Source organism: Pseudomonas sp. FDAARGOS_761, assembly GCF_013343155.1.
Lineage (GTDB): Bacteria > Pseudomonadota > Gammaproteobacteria > Pseudomonadales > Pseudomonadaceae > Pseudomonas > Pseudomonas aeruginosa.
Map to the genome: position 1 here is coordinate 2815234 of NZ_CP054572.1, position 17428 is coordinate 2832661.

17 protein-coding genes are annotated in these 17428 nt (G+C 69.7%); 7 read left to right on the forward strand and 10 right to left on the reverse strand.

The genetic code is table 11. From position 1 onward, the window contains the following. Window positions 1-111 precede the first annotated feature (111 nt). From foxR to FOC67_RS12895, 3 genes are all read right to left on the reverse strand, one after another. Window positions 112-1098 (reverse strand): anti-sigma factor FoxR, encoded by a 987-nt coding sequence (foxR, locus tag FOC67_RS12885; protein WP_031627584.1) that lies wholly within the window; start codon window positions 1096-1098, stop codon window positions 112-114. An 8-nt stretch (window positions 1099-1106) separates the two neighbouring features. Continuing rightward, complete coding sequence (locus FOC67_RS12890; RefSeq protein ID WP_003089775.1) at window positions 1107-1625, reverse strand: sigma-70 family RNA polymerase sigma factor; 519 nt, start codon at window positions 1623-1625, stop codon at window positions 1107-1109. 88 nt (window positions 1626-1713) lie between these two features. Beyond that, window positions 1714-2628, reverse strand: coding sequence for a LysR family transcriptional regulator (locus tag FOC67_RS12895; RefSeq protein WP_003089777.1), 915 nt, complete (start codon window positions 2626-2628; stop codon window positions 1714-1716). Between the two features lie 124 nt (window positions 2629-2752). Between FOC67_RS12895 and gtdA the strand changes: the two genes are divergently transcribed. The 5 genes from gtdA (at window position 2753) to FOC67_RS12920 (ending at window position 7568) form a co-directional block, all read left to right on the forward strand. Further along, window positions 2753-3823, forward strand: coding sequence for a gentisate 1,2-dioxygenase (gene gtdA / locus FOC67_RS12900; RefSeq protein WP_009314176.1), 1071 nt, complete (start codon window positions 2753-2755; stop codon window positions 3821-3823). A gap of 12 nt (window positions 3824-3835) precedes the next feature. After that, on the forward strand, window positions 3836-4534 hold the full coding sequence (locus FOC67_RS12905) for a fumarylacetoacetate hydrolase family protein (RefSeq protein ID WP_003116882.1): 699 nt from the start codon (window positions 3836-3838) through the stop codon (window positions 4532-4534). A 77-nt stretch (window positions 4535-4611) separates the two neighbouring features. Continuing rightward, window positions 4612-5958 (forward strand): aromatic acid/H+ symport family MFS transporter, encoded by a 1347-nt coding sequence (locus FOC67_RS12910; RefSeq protein ID WP_003160377.1) that lies wholly within the window; start codon window positions 4612-4614, stop codon window positions 5956-5958. 12 nt (window positions 5959-5970) lie between these two features. After that, the gene (gene maiA / locus FOC67_RS12915; protein WP_009314175.1) at window positions 5971-6615 is read left to right on the forward strand and encodes a maleylacetoacetate isomerase; all 645 of its coding nucleotides are present in this window, start codon (window positions 5971-5973) and stop codon (window positions 6613-6615) included. A 41-nt stretch (window positions 6616-6656) separates the two neighbouring features. Further along, complete coding sequence (locus FOC67_RS12920; RefSeq protein WP_009314174.1) at window positions 6657-7568, forward strand: transporter; 912 nt, start codon at window positions 6657-6659, stop codon at window positions 7566-7568. Here the strand turns inward: FOC67_RS12920 and FOC67_RS12925 are convergent. From FOC67_RS12925 to dsbD, 4 genes are all read right to left on the reverse strand, one after another. Beyond that, on the reverse strand, window positions 7550-8884 hold the full coding sequence (locus FOC67_RS12925) for a cytochrome P450 (RefSeq protein WP_009314173.1): 1335 nt from the start codon (window positions 8882-8884) through the stop codon (window positions 7550-7552). The two genes, FOC67_RS12920 and FOC67_RS12925, sit on opposite strands and share 19 nt — an antisense overlap. Before the next feature lie 72 nt (window positions 8885-8956). Next, window positions 8957-9727 (reverse strand): thiol:disulfide interchange protein DsbG, encoded by a 771-nt coding sequence (dsbG, locus tag FOC67_RS12930; RefSeq protein ID WP_003089790.1) that lies wholly within the window; start codon window positions 9725-9727, stop codon window positions 8957-8959. Continuing rightward, window positions 9724-10560, reverse strand: a complete 837-nt coding sequence (locus FOC67_RS12935; RefSeq protein ID WP_003089792.1) for a TlpA disulfide reductase family protein — start codon at window positions 10558-10560, stop codon at window positions 9724-9726. Before FOC67_RS12935 ends, dsbG begins: the two co-directional genes overlap by 4 nt. Next, the gene (dsbD, locus tag FOC67_RS12940) at window positions 10560-12329 is read right to left on the reverse strand and encodes a protein-disulfide reductase DsbD (RefSeq protein ID WP_009314169.1); all 1770 of its coding nucleotides are present in this window, start codon (window positions 12327-12329) and stop codon (window positions 10560-10562) included. The genes FOC67_RS12935 and dsbD overlap by 1 nt, the downstream gene beginning before the upstream one ends. A gap of 162 nt (window positions 12330-12491) precedes the next feature. Between dsbD and FOC67_RS12945 the strand changes: the two genes are divergently transcribed. Both FOC67_RS12945 and FOC67_RS12950 read left to right on the forward strand, forming a co-directional pair. Next, window positions 12492-13172, forward strand: a complete 681-nt coding sequence (locus FOC67_RS12945) for a response regulator (RefSeq protein ID WP_003103570.1) — start codon at window positions 12492-12494, stop codon at window positions 13170-13172. Next, window positions 13169-14491 (forward strand): ATP-binding protein, encoded by a 1323-nt coding sequence (locus FOC67_RS12950; RefSeq protein ID WP_009314168.1) that lies wholly within the window; start codon window positions 13169-13171, stop codon window positions 14489-14491. The genes FOC67_RS12945 and FOC67_RS12950 overlap by 4 nt, the downstream gene beginning before the upstream one ends. Before the next feature lie 189 nt (window positions 14492-14680). Here FOC67_RS12950 and FOC67_RS12955 read toward each other — a convergent pair whose 3' ends face one another. From FOC67_RS12955 to FOC67_RS12965, 3 genes are all read right to left on the reverse strand, one after another. Continuing rightward, window positions 14681-15556, reverse strand: a complete 876-nt coding sequence (locus tag FOC67_RS12955; protein ID WP_009314167.1) for a c-type cytochrome — start codon at window positions 15554-15556, stop codon at window positions 14681-14683. Further along, window positions 15553-16206, reverse strand: a complete 654-nt coding sequence (locus FOC67_RS12960) for a cytochrome c (protein WP_009314166.1) — start codon at window positions 16204-16206, stop codon at window positions 15553-15555. Before FOC67_RS12960 ends, FOC67_RS12955 begins: the two co-directional genes overlap by 4 nt. Before the next feature lie 113 nt (window positions 16207-16319). Continuing rightward, window positions 16320-17321 carry an LLM class flavin-dependent oxidoreductase gene (locus FOC67_RS12965; RefSeq protein ID WP_003089806.1) on the reverse strand — a complete coding sequence of 334 codons (1002 nt, stop codon included), beginning with the start codon at window positions 17319-17321 and terminating at the stop codon, window positions 16320-16322. Between the last annotated feature and the right edge of the window lie 107 nt (window positions 17322-17428).

A 17428-nucleotide genomic window follows, 5' to 3' on the forward strand; every position in this document is an offset into this window, starting at 1 on the left:
TCAATCGGTAAAGCCGGACCAGTCGTGGAAAACCGACAAAAATAATGAAAATAATTTTCAGTGCGTTTCGCTCCGGGCGAAAGCAAGCGTCCACGCGGCCGCCGGCGCGACTCAGGCGGCGACCACCCTCACCCACCAGCGGGTATGCCGCTGCAGGCGCACCGGCAGGGTCCGCGCGAGCACCTGCAACAGCTTGTCGGTGTCGTCCAGGCGGTAGACCCCGGACAGGCGCAGGTCGGCGACCTCCGCGGCGCAGCCGAGGTAGCCGTTGCGGTAGCGGGCGACCTCGGCGAGGAAGTCGGCCAGGCGCATGTCGCGGGTGACGATCAGGCCATCGGCCCAGGCCACGGCGTCCATCTGCGGCCGTTCGAGGCGCCGCACGCCGTCGGCGGCGATCCGATAGCTCTGCCCCGCCTCGGCCACCGGAGCCTGCAGCGGACGCGCGCCGAAGGCATCGATGCGCACCGAACCCTCGCTGACGCTGAGACAGGTGGCGGCATCTTGCAGGCGTACGTTGAAACGGGTGCCGAGGGCCTCGAACAGCCCTTGCGCGGTACGTACCCGCAGCGGCCTGTGCGTGGGCGATTGCGTATCGGCGCCGCTGGCGAGGAAGATCTCGCCGCGGGCGAGGAAGATCAGGCGCTGGCCGGCGTCGTAGCGCACGTCGACCGCGCTGTCGGTGTTCAGTTGCAGGCGGGTGCCGTCGACCAGCTCGATACTGCGCCGCTCGCCGGTGGCGGTGCTGTAGTCGGCGCTCAGGCGCTGCCAGGGCAGGCTGTCGCGACTGACCCAGGCCACGGCGCTGCCGGCCACCAGCAGCGATAGCAGTTTCAGCGCCTGGCGCCGCTGCAGGCGCTGTGCGCTGCTGTCCAGGGTGCCGTAGGCGACCCCGCCGGGCAGCGCCTTGAAGCGTCCGTGCAGTTCTTCGTTGAGCGCGCTGACCTGCTGCCAGGCCCGCTCGTGCTCGCCGTGCTCCGCGCGCCAGGTCGCGCAAGCGCGCTGCAGGCGATCGTCGCCCGGCTGCGAGCGCAGGCGGACCAGCCAGTGGATGGCCTGCCTGACCACCGCTTCGTCGACCCTACCGCGCGTCCCGTCCACGGCTCCGCTCATTCGCCGTAGCGCAGCAGGTAGCAGTGGTACAGCGCCTCGGCCACGTAGCGCTCGACGCTACGCTGGGAAACCCCCATGCGTTCGGCGATCTGCCGGTGGCTGAGGTCTTCGCACTGGGCCAGGAGGAAGGCGGTGCGGACCTTCGGCTTGAGCCCGTCGAGCATCCGCGAGATCTCCTCCAGCAGTTCCAGCACCAGTTCCCGCGCCTCGGGCGACGGCGCCTGTGCCTCAGGCAGGTGGGCGATGCTTTCGAGGTAGGCGCGCTGCAGTTCCTCGCGACGCCAGTGGTCGATCACCAGGCCGCGGGCGATGGTCCGCAGGAACGCGCGCGGCATGCCGATCTCGCGCAGTTCGCGCTTGAGCAGGATGCGCAGGAAGGTGTCCTGGGCCAGGTCCGCGGCGTCCGCCGCGCAGCCCAGCTTGCCGCGCAGCCAGTTCTGCAACCAGCCATGGTGCTCGCTGTACAGCGCATGCATGGCGCGATGGTGGGCGCTGAGAAGGATCGGGGCGGACATGGGAAAGTTGGGGCGACACATGAATGATAATGAATCGCATTGTCGAGAAGCCGCGGCCTTTTTGCAATAGCCTCCGCCGGCCGGTGCCCTACTCGGCCGCCGCGCCTTCGCGCAGGCAGGCCAGCAGGTCTTCGCTGGCACGGTCGCGGTGCGGTTCGTCGCGCCAGCACATGCCCACCGCGCCCTCGCCGGGAATCTCCAGCGCCAGCCTGGCCACCAGGCCGAGCCCGGCAAGGTGCTCGACCACCCGCGCCGAGCCGATGGATAGCATGTCGCTGCCACGCAACAATTCGATGTTGGCCAGCATCGACGATGACTCCAGGCGGTAGGCCGGCGGCTGCCGGCCGCCCTGGGTCAGGGCCATGTCGAGCTTGCTGCGGATCGGCGAGCCGGGCGGCCAGACGATCCAGTCGTAGCGCCGCACGTCTTCCCAGTCCAGCGCGGCGGCCTGGGCCAGCGGGTGACCGGGCCGCGCCATCACCACGATCGCCTCGCTGTAGAGCACCTCGCAGCGCAGGCTGGCGCGCGGCGCATAGTTGTCCAGGCGCCCCACCACCACATCGAGCTGGCGTTTCTCCAGCCGTTCGAGAAGGCCGTTCATGGTGCCTTCGAGCAGTTCCACCTGGGCCCCGGGGTAGCGTCCGAGGAACGCCCGCAATGCGCGCGGCACCAGGCTCGGCGCGGAGGCCGGCGACGTGCCAAGGAGCACCCGGCTGCCGCTGCCGCTGCGCATCGCCTCGAGGTTCTGCCGCGCCCGCTCCATCTCGGTGAGCACGCGCTGGGCGTGGTTGAACAGGGTCATGCCGTAGGGCGTCGGGCGCAGGCCGCGGGCGTGGCGCTCGAACAGCGGCGCGCCGACGTCCTCCTCCAGTTCCTTGAGCCACTTCGACAGGCCCGGTTGGGTGGTGTGTGCGGCCCGGGCGGTGCCGCTGAGGTTGCCGGTCTCCATCAGGCTGACCAGCAGTTGCAGGTGTTGCAGGCGCAGGCGGCGGGTCCAGTCCATCGCAAGCCATCCTCGAATACGTATAGGTCGATGTCTAAATATCATTATTCGGTTATGCCTTCACCTCGAATAATGACTACCAGACCGAGGCGGCCCCGCCTCCTCCCGCCGGAGATTCATCGGTATGCATAACGACAATTCCACCGAGAAGCGCGCCGACTTCTATCGACGCATCCGCCAGCAGCACCTCACCCCGCTCTGGGAAGCCCTGCACAGCCTGGTCCCGGCGCAACCCGCCGGCGGCTGCCAGGCGGCGCTGTGGCGCTATCGCGAACTGCGCCCGTTCCTGCTCGAGGCAGGCGACCTGATCAGCGCCGAGGAAGCGGTGCGCCGCGTGCTGGTGCTGGAGAACCCGGACCTTCCCGGCCAGTCGGCGATCACCCCGAGCCTCTACGCCGGCCTGCAACTGATCCTGCCGGGCGAGATCGCCCCCAGCCACCGGCACACCCAGTCGGCCCTGCGCTTCGTCGTCGAGGGCTACGGCGCCTACACCTCGGTGGACGGCGAACGCACCCGCATGGAGCCGGGCGACTTCATCATCACCCCGTCCTGGACCTGGCACGACCACGGCAACCGCGCCGCCGCGGAAGGCGGCGAGCCGGTGGTCTGGCTGGACGGCCTGGACATCCCGATGCTGCGTTTCTTCGGTGCCACCTTCGCCGAGAGCTACGGCGAACCGGTGCAGCCGTTGCGACGTGGCGAAGGCGACAGCCTCGCCCGCTACGGCAGCAACATGCTGCCGCTGCGCCACCAGCCGACGACGCCGACCTCGCCGCTGTTCAGCTACCCCTACGCGCGCAGCCGCGAGGCCCTCGAGCGCCTGGCGCGCCTCGAACGGCCCGATCCCTGGGAAGGCCACAAGCTGCGCTACGTCAACCCGGCCACCGGCGGCTGGGCCATGCCGACCATCGCCACCTGCCTGCAACTGCTGCCGGCCGGCTTCCTCGGCCAGCCCGCGCGCAGCACCGACGCCAGCGTCTATTCGGTGGTGGAAGGCAGCGGCGTGGCGCAGATCGGCGGCCGGCGCTTCGCCTTCGAGGCCAAGGATCTGTTCGTCGTGCCCTCCTGGGCCGAGCTGCGCCTGGAAGCCGGCGCCACCGACTGCGTGCTGTTCAGTTTCTCCGACCGTCCTGTGCAGCAGGCGCTCGGCATCCTCCGCGAATCCCGCGAATCCCGCGACCCCCTCGCCCACTGAAGGACCCGTCCCATGAGCCATCTCTTCGCGCCCGAAGCGCCCGTCAGCCTCACCATCCATGGCAGCGACCAGACCTTCCCGGTGCGGCGGGTCTACTGCGTCGGCCGCAACTACGCCGCCCACGCCCGGGAAATGGGCTTCGATCCCGAGCGCGAGCCGCCGTTCTTCTTCTGCAAGCCGGCCGACGCGGTGGTCCCGGTCGCCGCCGGCAGCACCCTGGAGCTGGCCTACCCGAGCCAGACCGGCAACTACCACTACGAGATCGAACTGGTGGCGGCGATCGGCAAGGGCGGCTGCGACATCCCCCTGGAGCAGGCCGAGGAACACGTCTGGGGCTACGCGGTGGGCCTGGACATGACCCGCCGCGACCTGCAGATGCGCATGCGCGAGATGGGCCGGCCCTGGGAGATCGGCAAGGCCTTCGACCGCTCGGCGCCGATCGGCCCGCTCTACCCTGCCAGCCAGGTCGGCCATCCGCGCCACGCCGCCATCAGCCTCCAGGTCGACGGCGAGGATCGCCAGCGCAGCGACATCGACCAGTTGATCTGGTCGGTGGCGGAAACCGTCAGCTACCTGTCGCGCTTCTTCGAGCTGCGCCCCGGCGACCTGGTCTTCACCGGCACCCCGGAAGGCGTCGGCGCGGTCGAGCGCGGCGAGCGGATGCTCGGCGCCATCGACGGCCTCGGCGAACTCAGCGTCCGCGTGGTCTGACCCACCGCCCGCGCACGGCGCGGGCCCACCCTGCCCTTCATCCGGGCCGTCGCCGCGGCGACGGCCGAGGAACGCTCATGCCTACGCCCGACAAGAACAACAAGATCGACGTCCAGGCTTTCATCGATGCGCAGGCGGTTTCCGCCTTCCAGTTGCGAGTCCTGTCGCTGTGCTTCCTGATCGTCGCCATGGACGGATTCGACACCGCCGCCATCGGCTTCATCGCCCCGGCCCTGGCCCACGACTGGCAACTGAGCCCGGCGCAACTCAGCCCGATCCTCGGCGCCGCGCTGGCCGGCCTGGCCCTCGGCGCCTTCGCCGCCGGCCCGCTGGCCGACCGTTTCGGACGCAAGAGCGTACTCCTGCTCTCGGTGCTGTTCTTCGGCGGCTGGAGCCTTGCCTCGGCCTACGCCGGTTCGGTGGAAACCCTGGCCCTTCTGCGCTTTCTCACCGGCCTCGGCCTGGGCGGGGCGATGCCCAACGCGATCACCCTGACCTCCGAATACTGCCCGCGCCGGCACCGCGCGCTGATGGTCACCGCGATGTTCTGCGGCTTCACCCTCGGCTCGGCGCTGGGCGGCCTGCTCGCCGCGCGGATGGTCCCGGCGCTGGGCTGGGAAAGCGTGCTGCTGCTCGGCGGCGGCCTGCCCCTGGCGAGCCTGCCGCTGCTCTGGGCATGCCTGCCGGAGTCGGTGCGCTTCCTCGCCCGCCGCGCACCGGACGCGGCGCGCCTGCGGCGCATCCTCGAACGCCTGGGGCGCCTGCCCGACGGCTGGGCCGGGCGCCTCGAACTGCCCGCCGACGAGTCCGACGGCACCTCGCCCCTGCGGCAGATCCTCGGCGCCGAGCTGCGCGGCGGCACCCTGCTGCTCTGGGCCACCTTTTTCATGGGCCTGCTGATCATCTACCTGCTGACCAACTGGCTGCCGACGCTGATCGGCGGCACCGGCTTCAGTCTCGGCGAGGCGGCGACGATCAGCGCCATGTTCCAGCTCGGCGGCACCCTCGGCGCACTCCTCCTGGGCAGCGCCATGGATCGCTTCGACGCGCACCGGGTGCTGAGCCTGGCCTACGTCGGCGGCGCCCTGTTCATCCTCGGCATCGCCAGCCTCTACCACAGCTTCGCCCTGCTGGCGCTGTGCGTCGCCGGCGTCGGTTTCTGCATCAGCGGCTCGCAGGTCGGCGCCAACGCCCTGGCCGCCGATTTCTATCCGACCCGCAGCCGCGCCACCGGGGTCAGCTGGGCCCTCGGCCTGGGCCGCATCGGCTCGATCGTCGGCTCCCTCAGCGGCGGCGCCCTGCTCGGCCTGGGCCTGGGCTTCAGCGGCATCCTCGCCCTGCTGGTGATCCCGGCGCTGCTCGCCGCCGTGGCCGTGCATCGCCTGGGCCGGCGCCGGGCCAGGCCTTCTTCCGTCACTCTCTGAACAGGACTTCCCATGCAGCTCTACAGCTTCTTCAACAGCTCCACGTCCTATCGGGTGCGTATCGCATTGGCCCTGAAAGGTCTGGATTACCAGGTAGTGCCGGTCAACCTGCGGCAGGGCGAGCAACTGCGCCCGGCCGACCGCCAGCGCAACCCGATGGGCGCGCTGCCGACCCTGGTCGACGCCGACGGCCGCCGGTTCAGCCAGTCGCTGGCGATCATCGACTACCTCGACGCCGTGCAGCCCGAACCGCGCCTGATCCCTCTCGACCCACTGCATCGCGCCCAGGCGCTGGAACTGGCCCTGCTGGTGGCCTGCGACATCCATCCGCTGAACAACGTGCGGGTGCTCAAATACCTGACCCAGGTCCTCGGCATAGACGCCGAGGACCGCCAGCGCTGGTACGCGCACTGGGTCGCCGAGGGCCTGGCGGCGGCGGAGACCCTGCTGAACCGACACCGTCGCGGCGCCTTCTTCGCCGGCGCCGCAGCGGGCATCGTCGAGTGCTGCCTGGTGCCGCAACTGGCCAACGCCCGGCGCATGGGCTGTGACCTGGCGCCCTACCCGGCGTTGCTGGAACTGGAGGGGCGCTGCCTGGCGCTCGAAGCCTTCCAGCACGCCAGCCCCGAGCGCCAGCCCGACTACCTGCCGGACTGACGCGCTGCCCCGTGGAAAACAACAACAAGAAGGACACGCCCATGACCACCCGCACCCGGGCCAGCCTGCTGGCCCTGCCCCTGCTGCTGCCCTCGTTCCAGGCTATCGCCGCGCTGCCGGGGATGAACCTCGGCCAGACCTCCTTCCTCGACGGCAAGGCCCTGCCCGGCACGCTGTTCCAGCAGTTCGTGAATATCTACGAGGCCGACGACTTCATGGACGCCAACGGTCACCGGCGCCCGCTCGACAATCGCCTGCGCACCCTGCTCGCCACCAGCCACTTCGCCCACATCAGCCAGCACCAGCTGTTCGGCGCCTACTACGGCGCGGAAATCCTCGTCCCGGTGCTGCTCGCCGATCCCGACTTCGAACCCCACGCTGGCAGCGCCAACGGCCTCGGCAACCTGATCGTCAGTCCGTTCATCCTGCAATGGCCGCAGACCGAGCTGTTCGGCCGGCCCTACTGGCAGCGCCTGAACCTCGCCTTCCAGTTACCCACCGGGCGCTATGACAGGCATCGGGCGATCAATCCCGGCAGCAACCACTGGAGTTTCAACCCGCACTACGCGCTGACCTGGGAATTCGCCGAAGGCTGGGAAGCCAGCGCTCGCCTGCAGTACCTGTTGCCGGGCAAGAATCGCGACCCGGCGCCGCCGTTGGCCGACGACTACCTGCAACCGGGCCAGGCGTTCCACGCCAACTACTCGGTATCGCTGGCGCTGGATGCGCATTGGCGGCTCGGGTTGTCCGGCTACAGCCTGCGACAGATCACCGACGAGCGGGTCGACGGGCACGACCGCCCGGACTCCCGCGAGCGGGTCGATGCCATCGGCCCGGCGCTGATGTTCGGCTGGGGCAAGTCGCGGCTGTTCCTCAACGCCTATCACGAATACGGCGCACGCAACCGCAGCGAGGGCAGCCGGCTGATCCTGCGCTACTCGCAGGTCTTCTGAGCGTCGCCTTCCGGGACGATCGGCAAGCGCTCCAGGGTGCGGAACACCGAGCTGCGCCGCCAGCGCAGGTCCGCCGGTTCCGAGGCCAGGGCGAAACGGCGACGCACCAGGCCGCGCAATGCGCATTGCAATTCGAGCCGGGCCAGGTACGCGCCCAGGCAGTAGTGCGGACCATGGGCGAACGCCACGTGCTGCTTGGCGTTCGCTCGCTGCAATTGCAAGCGGTCGGGGGCGGCGAACATCTCCGGGTCGCGGTTCGCCGCGAGGAAGCTCAGCCAGACCTTCTCTCCAGGCGGAATCCGCTGGCCGCCGATCTCCACCTCCTCCAGGGTGCAACGCACGCCGCCGCGCACCGCGCCGTCGAAGCGCAGCAGTTCCTCCACCGCGTTCGCCGCCAGCTCCGGGCACCGCCGCAGCAGGTCGAGCTGGTCGGGATGGGTGAGCAGCGCCAGCGTAGCGTTGCCGACCATGCTGATGGTGGTTTCGAACGCGGCCATGAACACCATGGCATAGGCCGCTACCAGGTCCTCGAGGCCCAGTCCGGCCTCCAGCATCGCGGCGCCGTCGAGGATGCTCGGCGCCGCGCCGGACGGCGGGCGCGAAGAGCCATCGCTCCAGCCGCGCGCCTGGCGTTGCAGGTAGTCGCTGAAGGCGGCCGCGCTGCGGTTGATCTGCCCGGCATCGCCGTGGCTGGCGGCGAGATCGAGCCCGGCGGCCAGGTCGCGGCCCCAGGGCAGCAGTTGCCCGGTGTCTTCGCGGGGAAAGCCGAACAGCTCGGCGGCCACCCGGATCGTCAGCGGTTCGGCGAAGTTCCTGAGCAGATCGGGCTCGCGGCGCTCCAGCAAGCTGTCGAGGAGCTCTTCCACCAGCGCCTCGATGCACGCCTCCCAGCGGCGCACGGCGTCGGGGCCGAAGGCCGGAGCGAACAGCTTGCGCAGGCGGGTGTGCCGCGGCGCGTCATTGAACAGCATGAAGTTGTCGTAGAAGCGCGCCAGTGGTTGCAATTGCTGGTGGCCGAACCAGCTGGCGCCGCCCTGGCGGACGCCGGCGGCGCCAAGGCGAGCGGGGTCGGCGGAGAAACGGCGGTCGCGCAGACACGCCGAGACATCGGCATAGCGACTGATCCACCAGATCGAGGCCTGGTCGCGGCAGACCGGCGCACGGGAGCGGATCAGCCGCAACAGCGGATAGGGATCGGCGACGAAGTCGGGATGGTAGGTGTGGATGTCGAAACCGTCGCTCCGCGGAGCGAGCGCCGGACGCTGAGCGTCATGGCGCGGCTGCGCGCTGCCTTCCTCGCTGAATGCGTCGTCCATGGCCCTCGCTCCGCTGGGTTGGCGTAACGCAGGGAGTATAGATGGCCGGCGGCTCGGCGCCGGCCCGGAGGATCAGCGCGGACCGAGGATCTCCGCCAACTGGTCCGGCTGCGGCGCGCCCTGTTGCTGCTGCATGCGCCCCTCGGCATTGAGATAGAAGATCGCCGGGGTCGCCGCGGCGCCCATCGACTCCATCAGTTCCATGTTGCCGGCGAGCTGCTTGCGCACCGCCGCCGGGATCTTCGCCAGCGGCTTCAGGGTGCTGGCCTTGCCCGCCTGCTCATGGTCGTGCAGGGCCTTCTGCGGGTCCTTGCTGGCCAGCAGCGCGGCGGACTTGGCTTCGCTGTCCTCGCGGATGATGCCGACCATGATATGCCGCAACTGCACCTTGCCGGCGTCCACCCAGGGCCGCGCCTGCTCCCAAAACATGGTGCAGTACGGGCAGTTCGGGTCGCTGAACAGGTAGACCACGCGCGGCGCGTCGGCACGGCCATCGGCGATCCAGGCGCTCTGCTCCATCTTCTGCCACATTTCCTTGGCCAGCGGCGCATACACCAGGCGCTCCAGCGGTTCGCGGCTGAGGTCCTTGCCCTGGGCGTCGAACAGGTGGCCGGTGAGTACGTGCTTGCCGTCGGGCGTCAGGTACAGCGCCATGCCCTGGTTCTGGTATTCGGCGGCGTAGCCGCGCAGGCCATCCGGGGCGTCGAAGCTGCCGAGGATGCGGGCGCCCTTCTCCTGGACCATGCGGATCGGCGCCGGCAGCTCCTCCGCCGCCGTGGCCAGGCCGGCGTTGAGGAGGGTCAGGCCCAGGCCAAGGGTGATCAGGTTGCGCGGCAGTCTCATTCGGAACTCCTGGTTGCGGGGGCGGCAGCGGCCGGCTCGAAGGCTTCGAGGTAGCGCGCCAGGCTGCCGCGGGACAGTTCGCCGAGATGGCTGCCCAGCAGGCGGCCCTCGGCGGTGTAGAAAACGGTGGTGGGCAAGGCGACCGAGCCGACCTGCTGGCCAAGCTGCCCGCCGTTGTCGAACAGCAGGTTGTCCAGGCGCAGGTTCTCGCCCTGGAGGAAATGGCGCACGGTCTCGGCGCTCTCGCCCTGGTTGGCGAAGAGGAACACCACGTCGGGATTCTCCGCCTGCGCCTGTTGCAGCACCGGCATCTCGCGCCGACACGGCGGGCACCAGCTGGCCCAGAGGTTGATCACCAGCGGGCGGCCCCGGAAATCGGCCAGTTGCACCGACTCGCCGGCGGCGTTGCGCAGGCTCAGTTCGGGCAGGCGCGTACCGCGCTCGTAGATGCCCAGGCCCAGGCTGCCAAGCAGCCAGAACGCCAGCCCGAGGCTGGCGCCGACACCCAGCGAGCGACGTAGCGCCGGTCGCCGCCAGGCCCAGAACAGCGCGCCGAGCACGGCGGCGAGCAGGCCTGGCCAGGCGAGGAAACCGCCATCGCGGATATCCAGCATCTGTGCGAAGTCGCCACGGTACTGCGGCCAGTAGCGCACCACGAAGGCCAGGCGCGCCACCAGCAGGCCGAGCAACAACAGGTTGAACAGCACCGGCTCGGCGTTGCGCCCGCCGCCGCGCGCCGCCAGCCAACCACCGAGCAGCGCGGCGCCGAGGGCGAGGAACAGCAGCAGGTGTTGCAGCGAGACCACCAGCGGCCCCAGGGAAAAACTCAGCATCAGCCGCGCTCCCGGGTCGCCTGCCAATGGGCGAGGAAGCCGCCGGCGTCGACTTCGCCGGTCAACCGGCGCGCGCGGCGCTCCTCGCCTTCCGGGCCGATCCAGATCAGGCTCGGCGGGCCGGGTACCTGGTAGCGGCGCAGCAGCTCGCGGCTGGCGGCGTTGTCCGCGGTCACGTCGAGCCGCAGCAGGCGCACGCCCTGCAGGGCGGCGAGCACATCGGGTTTGGCGAACACCTGTTTCTCCATGATCCGGCAGGACACGCACCAGTCAGCGTAGTAGTCGAGCAGCACCCATTGTCCCTCGGCCTTGGCCGCAGCCAACTGACGGTCCAGCTCGGCCGGCTGGCTCACCGTGAGGAACGCCTCATGCGCGCTGGCCGTCGGCGTAGCGCCCCGGTTCGCCGCCGCATACACCTGTAGCGGACGCCAGGGGTCGTCGGCCCCGGCCGCGGCGCCCAGCAGCATCGCCGCGCCCCAGAGACCGAAGATGCAGCCCGCCGCGCCGAACAGCACCGCGTGCCGTGCCAGGCCTCGCGCCGTGTGCAGCGCGGCGTAGGCCAGGACCAGCAGCAACGCGCCGCCAAGGCCGATCCACAGCGCCTCGCCGAGCAGCGGACGCAGGAGTATCCAGGCGGTGCCGAGGAAAAGGAAGCCGAACACGCCCTTGACCAGGTTCATCCAGGGACCGGGCTTGGGCAGGAAGCGGCTGCCGACCGTCACCAGCAGCAACAGCGGCATGCCGATGCCGAGGCCCAGGCTGAATAGCACCAGGCCGCCATGCAGGGCATTGCCGGTCTGCGCGATATAGAGCAAGGCGCCGGCCAGCGGCGCGGTCATGCACGGCCCCACCAGCAGCCCGGACAACGCGCCGAGCGCGGCCGCGCCGGCCAGGCTGCCGCCCTTGCGGCCGCGACTGAGACCGTCGAGGCGGTCGCGCAGGGCCGCCGGCAGTTGCAGTTCGAAGAAGCCGAACATCGGCAGCGCGAGGAACACGAACAGCGCGGCGAAGCTGCCCAGCAGCCACGGCTGTTGCAGCCAGGCCTGCAGGTTGCCGCCAAGCAGCGCCGCGACCACCCCGAGTCCGGCGTAGACCAGCGCCATGCTCAGCACGTAGCTACCGGCCAGCAGCAGGCCGCGACGAGGGCCGGCGCCGCTGCCGACCACCAGCCCAGCGAGGATCGGCAGCATCGGCAGCGAACAGGGAGCGAACGCCAGCAGCAGGCCGAGGCCGAAGAACAGCAACAGGCTCCAGGCCAGGTTGCCGGCCTGCAGGCTGCCAGCCAGGCCCTGGTCCTCGGCGACTTCGCCGCTCGTCCCGGCGACGGCGGCGACAGGGCCGGTACCGCCCAGGTCGAGCGCCTGGCTTTGCGGCGGATAGCACAGGCCGGCGTCGGCGCAGCCCTGCCAGCCCAGGCGCAGTTGTCCGGCGGCGGCCGCCGGCAGGGTCAGTTCCAGGCTCTGGCGATAGATCTGCGACTCGCCGAAGAACTCGTCGCTGTGGCTTTCGCCCGGCGGCAGCTGCGGCTGCAAGGCCGGGTCGAGTCCGTCGAAGCGCAGGCGCTTCTGGTACAGGTAGTAGCCCGGCGCGATCTGCCAGCGCAGTTGCACCTGGCCGTCGTCGAGGCGCTCCCAGGTGAAGCGGAAGGCTTTCTCCACCGGCAGGAAATCCGTCTGCGTCGCGCCGCGCGGCGCGAACAGGTCGTCGCCCGGTTGCGCCTGGGACAGGCCCGGCAGCAGGAGCATCAGGAGCAGGATCAACACACGCATGGATAACGCCTTCTACGATGAACTCGGCGGCAGCATGGCCAGCGACGATTAACAGGCCGTTAACGCGGCCACGGGAAAAACCCGGCGACGCGCCGGGCGGGGCATAATCCTGGCTTAATTCGCCCGCTTCAGACTCCTATCCCTTTAACCAGCGATACCGCCATGCATGTACTGCTCACCGAAGACGACGACCTGATCGCCAGCGGCATCGTCGCCGGCCTCAACGCCCAGGGCCTGACCGTGGACCGGGTGGCCAGCGCCGCCGATACCCAGGCGCTGCTCCAGGTGGCGCGCTTCGACGTGCTGGTCCTCGATCTCGGCCTGCCCGACGAGGACGGCCTGCGCCTGCTGCAACGCCTGCGCCAGCAGGGCGTCGACCTGCCGGTGCTGGTGCTGACCGCGCGCGACGCGGTGACCGACCGGGTCGCCGGGTTGCAGGCCGGCGCCGACGACTACCTGCTCAAGCCCTTCGACCTGCGCGAACTCGGCGCCCGCCTGCATACCTTGCAACGGCGCTCCGCCGGGCGCTGCGTCAACGTCATCGAACACGGTCGCCTCAGCTACGATCCGAGCACCCGCGAAACCTGGCTCGACGGTCGCCCCGTGGAGCTGTCGCGACGCGAACAGGCGCTGTTGCAGGCATTGCTCAACAACCGCGGGCGGATCCTCAGCGGCGAGCAGCTCAAGGACAGCGTCTATGGCTTCGGCGACGAGGTCGAGAGCAACGCCCTCAACGTCCACATCCATCACCTGCGGCGCAAGCTCGGCAACGCCATCGTGCAGACCGTGCGCGGCCTCGGCTACCGCCTCGGGCCGGCGCGCGGCGACGGAGACGACGCATGAGCCTGCGCCTGCGCCTGACCCTGATCCTCGGCTCGGCCTTCATCCTGCTCTGGTCGCTGGCCGCGGCCTGGATGCTCTGCGACCTGCGCGGGCAGATGATGCGCTCCTTCGACCAACGCCTGGCGGCCTCGGCGCGGATGGTCGCCGGCCTGCTCCAGCAGTTGCCGCAGCCGCAGCCGGCGGACGGCCAGACCACGCGCCTGAGCGCGGAGCAACTGGGGATTCCCAACGGCATGGCCTGCCAGGTCAGCTCATTGCGCGGCGAAGTCCTGGCGCAGAGCCATGCCACCCCGGAGCGGGCGCTGGACAGCACCGCCAGCGGCTTCCGCGACCAGGAAATCAACGGCGTGCTGTGGCGCAGCTTCACCGTGCAGGCCGGCGATCTGCGGGTCAGCACCGCCGACCGCCTGGAAGAGCGCGACGTGCTGCAACGCTCGGTGGTGGTGGCCGCCGCGGTGCCGGTGACGGTCGCCCTGCTCGGCAGCCTGGCCCTGCTCTGGCTCGGCGCCGGCCAGGGCCTGGCGCCGCTCAAGCGGATTCGCGACGCCCTCACCCGGCGCGGCGCCGACTCGCTGGAGCCACTGGAGCTGGCGGCCCTGCCGAGCGAACTGAAACCGCTGGTGGAAACCCAGAACCAGTTGTTCCAGCGCATCGCCCAGGCCATCGAACGCGAGCGACGCCTGACCGGCGATGCCGCCCACGAACTGCGCAGCCCGCTGACCGCGATCAAGACCCACCTGCAGGTCGCGCGCATGACCGAGGGCGCCGCCGCCGAGCAGGCCCTGGCCCACGCCGAGGAAGGCGCCGACCGTCTGCACCGGACGCTGGACCAGTTGTTGCTGCTGGCGCGGGTGGAAGGCAGCCTGTCGTTCGACGACGGCGTGCAGTGCAGCGCCGAGGACGCCGCCCGGGTGGCCATGCACGACGCCGGCCACGGCGACGTGCGGATGTTCGAACTGAAGCTGGCCGACGGCTTGTCCGAGGCGCCGCTGGAAGTCCCCTCGGTGCTGGCCATCGCCGCGCTGCGCAACCTGCTGGACAACGCCCTGCGCCACACCGCCGCCGGCACCCGGGTGGAGCTGGCGGTGGAAACCGAGCAAGGCTGCGCGCGCTTCCACGTCCGCGACCACGGCCCGGGCATCGCCGAAGCCGACCTGCCGCATCTCACCCGGCGCTTCTGGCGCCACGGCAAGAGCGGCGGCAGCGGGCTCGGCCTGGCCATCGTCCAGGCCATCGTGCAACGCTGCCAATGCCGGCTGGACTTCGACAGCCGCGCGGACGGCCTGCGGGTGACGCTGGAAATGCCGCTGCGCGAGTGATGCGCGGGCACCACGCGCCCCACCCACCCGCCAACCGACTCCGTAGGGCGAATAGCCGCCCCGCGGCTATCCGCCGGACCCAGGCCCAGGCATCGGCGGATAACGCCGCTGGCGTTATCCGCCCTACCCAGGCGCCGACCTGCTTCCGCCGGACCGCGTCTCCGTCCTGCGGACGCCAGGCCACGAGGGTCAGATTCCCTGTCCCAGCAGCACGCCGTTGACCTTCTGCCCATACAGGTTGACGCCGTCGTTGGCATGGAACTTCTGCCGCGTCTTCTCCACCGAACCGTCCACCAGGCGCGGGTCCTGCGGGCGCTCGTGGCTGTTCATGAAGGCGGCGACGTCCCAGGCGTCGCGGTCGCTGAGGGTACCGGGCTTGCCCAACGGCATGTTGTACTTGATGAAGGAAGCCGCGGTGTTGATGCGGTGCATGCCCGCGCCCCAGTTGAACGACTGCGCGCCCCACAGCGGCGGGAACACCGCCTGCCCCAGAGCCATCTGGCCCTGGCCGTCGGCGCCGTGACAGATCGCGCACTGCGCGGCATAGACCTTGGCGCCGCGCTCGATGCTGTAGCCGCCTTCCGGCGGGGCCACGTCCGGATAGCCGCGTCCGGGCAGGCTGACCCCGGTCGGCGCCTGGCTCGCCAGCCAATAGGCGTAGACGGTCAGGGCCTTGATCTCCGGGCTGTCGGCCGCCGGCACCTTGCCGTTCATGCTGAACTGGAAGCAGCCCTGCAGGCGCTCGGCGAACGTATTGACCTTGTTGTTCTTGGCGCGGAACGCCGGATAGACCGGGTAGGCCGCCCACTGCGGCGCGGAGTTGGCCCGGCGGCCCTGTTCGAGATGGCAGTTGACGCAGTTGAGCTGGTTGCCGACCAGATGCGGCGCGTTCTTCCGGGTTTCCACGAACAGCGCCTGGCCCTGGCGGACCATTTCGCCGAAGGCGTTGTCCGGGAGGCTGCTTTCCGCCGGCGGCTGGAACGGCTCCGAGGGCGCCGTTGCCGCTTGGACGGGAGCGATCAGCAGGCCAACGACGGCCAGGGAAAGGATCGACGGCATGTTCATGGCTGGCCTCCTGCCTGACCGAGGGTGGCGAAGAACTGGCTGACGCTGCGGATCTCCTCTTCGCTGAGGGATTTGGCGATATGTCCCATCAGATCGTTCGGGTCGTTGCGGCGAGTGCCAAGCTGCCAGGCGCGCAACTGGTTGCTCAGGTACATCTCGCCCTGCCCCTGCAACGGCGGGAAAGCCTCCCCCACGCCGCTGCCAGCCGGACCGTGGCAGGTCACGCACTCTGGAATGTTGCGCTCCCAGGCGCCACGCACCGCCAGGGTCTCGCCGGGGCTGTGCGGGGTGGCCACGCGCGACAGCGCCACCGGCTTGGGCGCCGGCATTGCCGCGAGGGTAGTGGCGAGCGCCTGGATCTCGTCGTCGCCGAGGGCATCGGCTATGCCCTTCATCACCGGGTGCTCGCGACTGCCGCCCTGCTTGAGGTCATGCAGTTGCTTGCTCAGGTAGGCGGCGGGAAGGCCCGCCAGGCGTGGAAAGCCGGCGGCGACCAGGCCCATGCCATCGGCACCGTGGCAGGTGACGCAGGCCGCGGCGGCCGGGTTGGCGCCGCCCTGGGTATAGAGTTTCTGGCCGTCGACGGCGGCCTGGGCCGTCGCCGCCAGCAAGGCGGTCAATGAAAACAGCAGTCGGTGTGCAACCGGCATGGCAGGGTTCCTCTCTGGCTTATTGTTTTTAGTTCTAAGTTTAGAACCAAAAAACCTATCACCGAAAGACCCTACCGCACGCAGGACTACATCGTTTTCCTACAGGACCCGGATCACGCCCCTTTCAGCCCCGCGACGATTTCGCAAGAGCGCAGCCGATGGGCGTGCTCGTAGAAGTCGCTGGTGAAGATAAGCTCGTCGGCGCCGGTCTGCTCCAGGAGGATCTCCAGGCGCGCGCGAACCTTCTCCGGACCGCCGATCACCGCCAGGCCGAAGAAGCTGCCGACCGCATCCTGCTCGTGGGGCAGCCACAACGGCGCCATGCTTTCCACCGGCGGCTTCTGTTTCAGGCTCTCGCCACGGATCAGCGCCAGCACGCGCTGGAAGGCGGTAGTGGCGAGGAACTCGGCCTCTTCGTCGGTAGGTGCGGCGATCAGCGGCACGCCGATCATCGCGTAGGGTTTGTCGAGTACCGCCGAGGGCTGGAAGTTGCTGCGGTAGATGCGCAGCGCCTCGTGCAGGTAACGCGGTGCGAAATGCGAAGCGAAGGCATAGGGCAAGCCTTTCTGCGCCGCCAGGTGGGCGCTGAACAGGCTCGAACCGAGTAGCCAGATCGGCACCTGGGTACCCTCGCCCGGCACCGCCAGCAGGCTCTGCTGGGAACGGCGCGGGCCGAGCAGCATTTCCAGCTCGGCGACCTGCTCGGGGAAGTCGTCGCCGTTGCCCAGGCGATCGCGACGCAAGGCGCGCATGGTCGCCTGGTCGGCGCCCGGGGCGCGGCCAAGGCCGAGGTCGATGCGGCCCGGGTAGAGCGTCTCCAGGGTGCCGAAGTTTTCCGCCACCACCAACGGCGCATGGTTCGGCAGCATCACCCCACCCGAGCCGACGCGGATCCGCGAGGTGCCACCAGCGATATGGCCGATCAGCAGCGCGGTGGCGGAGCTGGCGATGCCATCCATGTTGTGGTGCTCGGCCAGCCAGAAACGGTTGAAGCCCAGGCGCTCCACATGGCGCGCCAGGTCCAGGGAGTTGTGCAGGGCTTCGGCCACGCTGCCGCCGGTGCGCACCGGCACCAGGTCGAGCATGGACAGGGGAATATCAGCAAGCGTTGTCATGAAGGCTCCAATCGGCAGCGGGCGATGGCCAGGGCGCGAGACACGCGCGGAAGGACCTCGCCCGGGGTTTGGATAAATTCTATATCACGCGTTATAGTTTTTGCCCA

Bases quoted from the DNA above. Each gene is read 5' to 3' on its own strand.
- FOC67_RS12960 (WP_009314166.1), bottom strand. From the start codon at position 16,206: ATGCCGGTTGCACACCGACTGCTGTTTTCATTGACCGCCTTGCTGGCG.
- FOC67_RS12920 (WP_009314174.1), top strand. From the start codon at position 6,657: ATGACCACCCGCACCCGGGCCAGCCTGCTGGCCCTGCCCCTGCTGCTG.
- FOC67_RS12965 (WP_003089806.1), bottom strand. From the start codon at position 17,321: ATGACAACGCTTGCTGATATTCCCCTGTCCATGCTCGACCTGGTGCCG.
- FOC67_RS12925 (WP_009314173.1), bottom strand. From the start codon at position 8,884: ATGGACGACGCATTCAGCGAGGAAGGCAGCGCGCAGCCGCGCCATGAC.
- FOC67_RS12890 (WP_003089775.1), bottom strand. From the start codon at position 1,625: ATGTCCGCCCCGATCCTTCTCAGCGCCCACCATCGCGCCATGCATGCG.
- FOC67_RS12910 (WP_003160377.1), top strand. From the start codon at position 4,612: ATGCCTACGCCCGACAAGAACAACAAGATCGACGTCCAGGCTTTCATC.
- dsbD (WP_009314169.1), bottom strand. From the start codon at position 12,329: ATGCGTGTGTTGATCCTGCTCCTGATGCTCCTGCTGCCGGGCCTGTCC.
- FOC67_RS12955 (WP_009314167.1), bottom strand. From the start codon at position 15,556: ATGAACATGCCGTCGATCCTTTCCCTGGCCGTCGTTGGCCTGCTGATC.
- FOC67_RS12905 (WP_003116882.1), top strand. From the start codon at position 3,836: ATGAGCCATCTCTTCGCGCCCGAAGCGCCCGTCAGCCTCACCATCCAT.
- dsbG (WP_003089790.1), bottom strand. From the start codon at position 9,727: ATGAGACTGCCGCGCAACCTGATCACCCTTGGCCTGGGCCTGACCCTC.
- gtdA (WP_009314176.1), top strand. From the start codon at position 2,753: ATGCATAACGACAATTCCACCGAGAAGCGCGCCGACTTCTATCGACGC.
- FOC67_RS12935 (WP_003089792.1), bottom strand. From the start codon at position 10,560: ATGCTGAGTTTTTCCCTGGGGCCGCTGGTGGTCTCGCTGCAACACCTG.
- FOC67_RS12950 (WP_009314168.1), top strand. From the start codon at position 13,169: ATGAGCCTGCGCCTGCGCCTGACCCTGATCCTCGGCTCGGCCTTCATC.
- FOC67_RS12895 (WP_003089777.1), bottom strand. From the start codon at position 2,628: ATGGACTGGACCCGCCGCCTGCGCCTGCAACACCTGCAACTGCTGGTC.
- maiA (WP_009314175.1), top strand. From the start codon at position 5,971: ATGCAGCTCTACAGCTTCTTCAACAGCTCCACGTCCTATCGGGTGCGT.
- FOC67_RS12945 (WP_003103570.1), top strand. From the start codon at position 12,492: ATGCATGTACTGCTCACCGAAGACGACGACCTGATCGCCAGCGGCATC.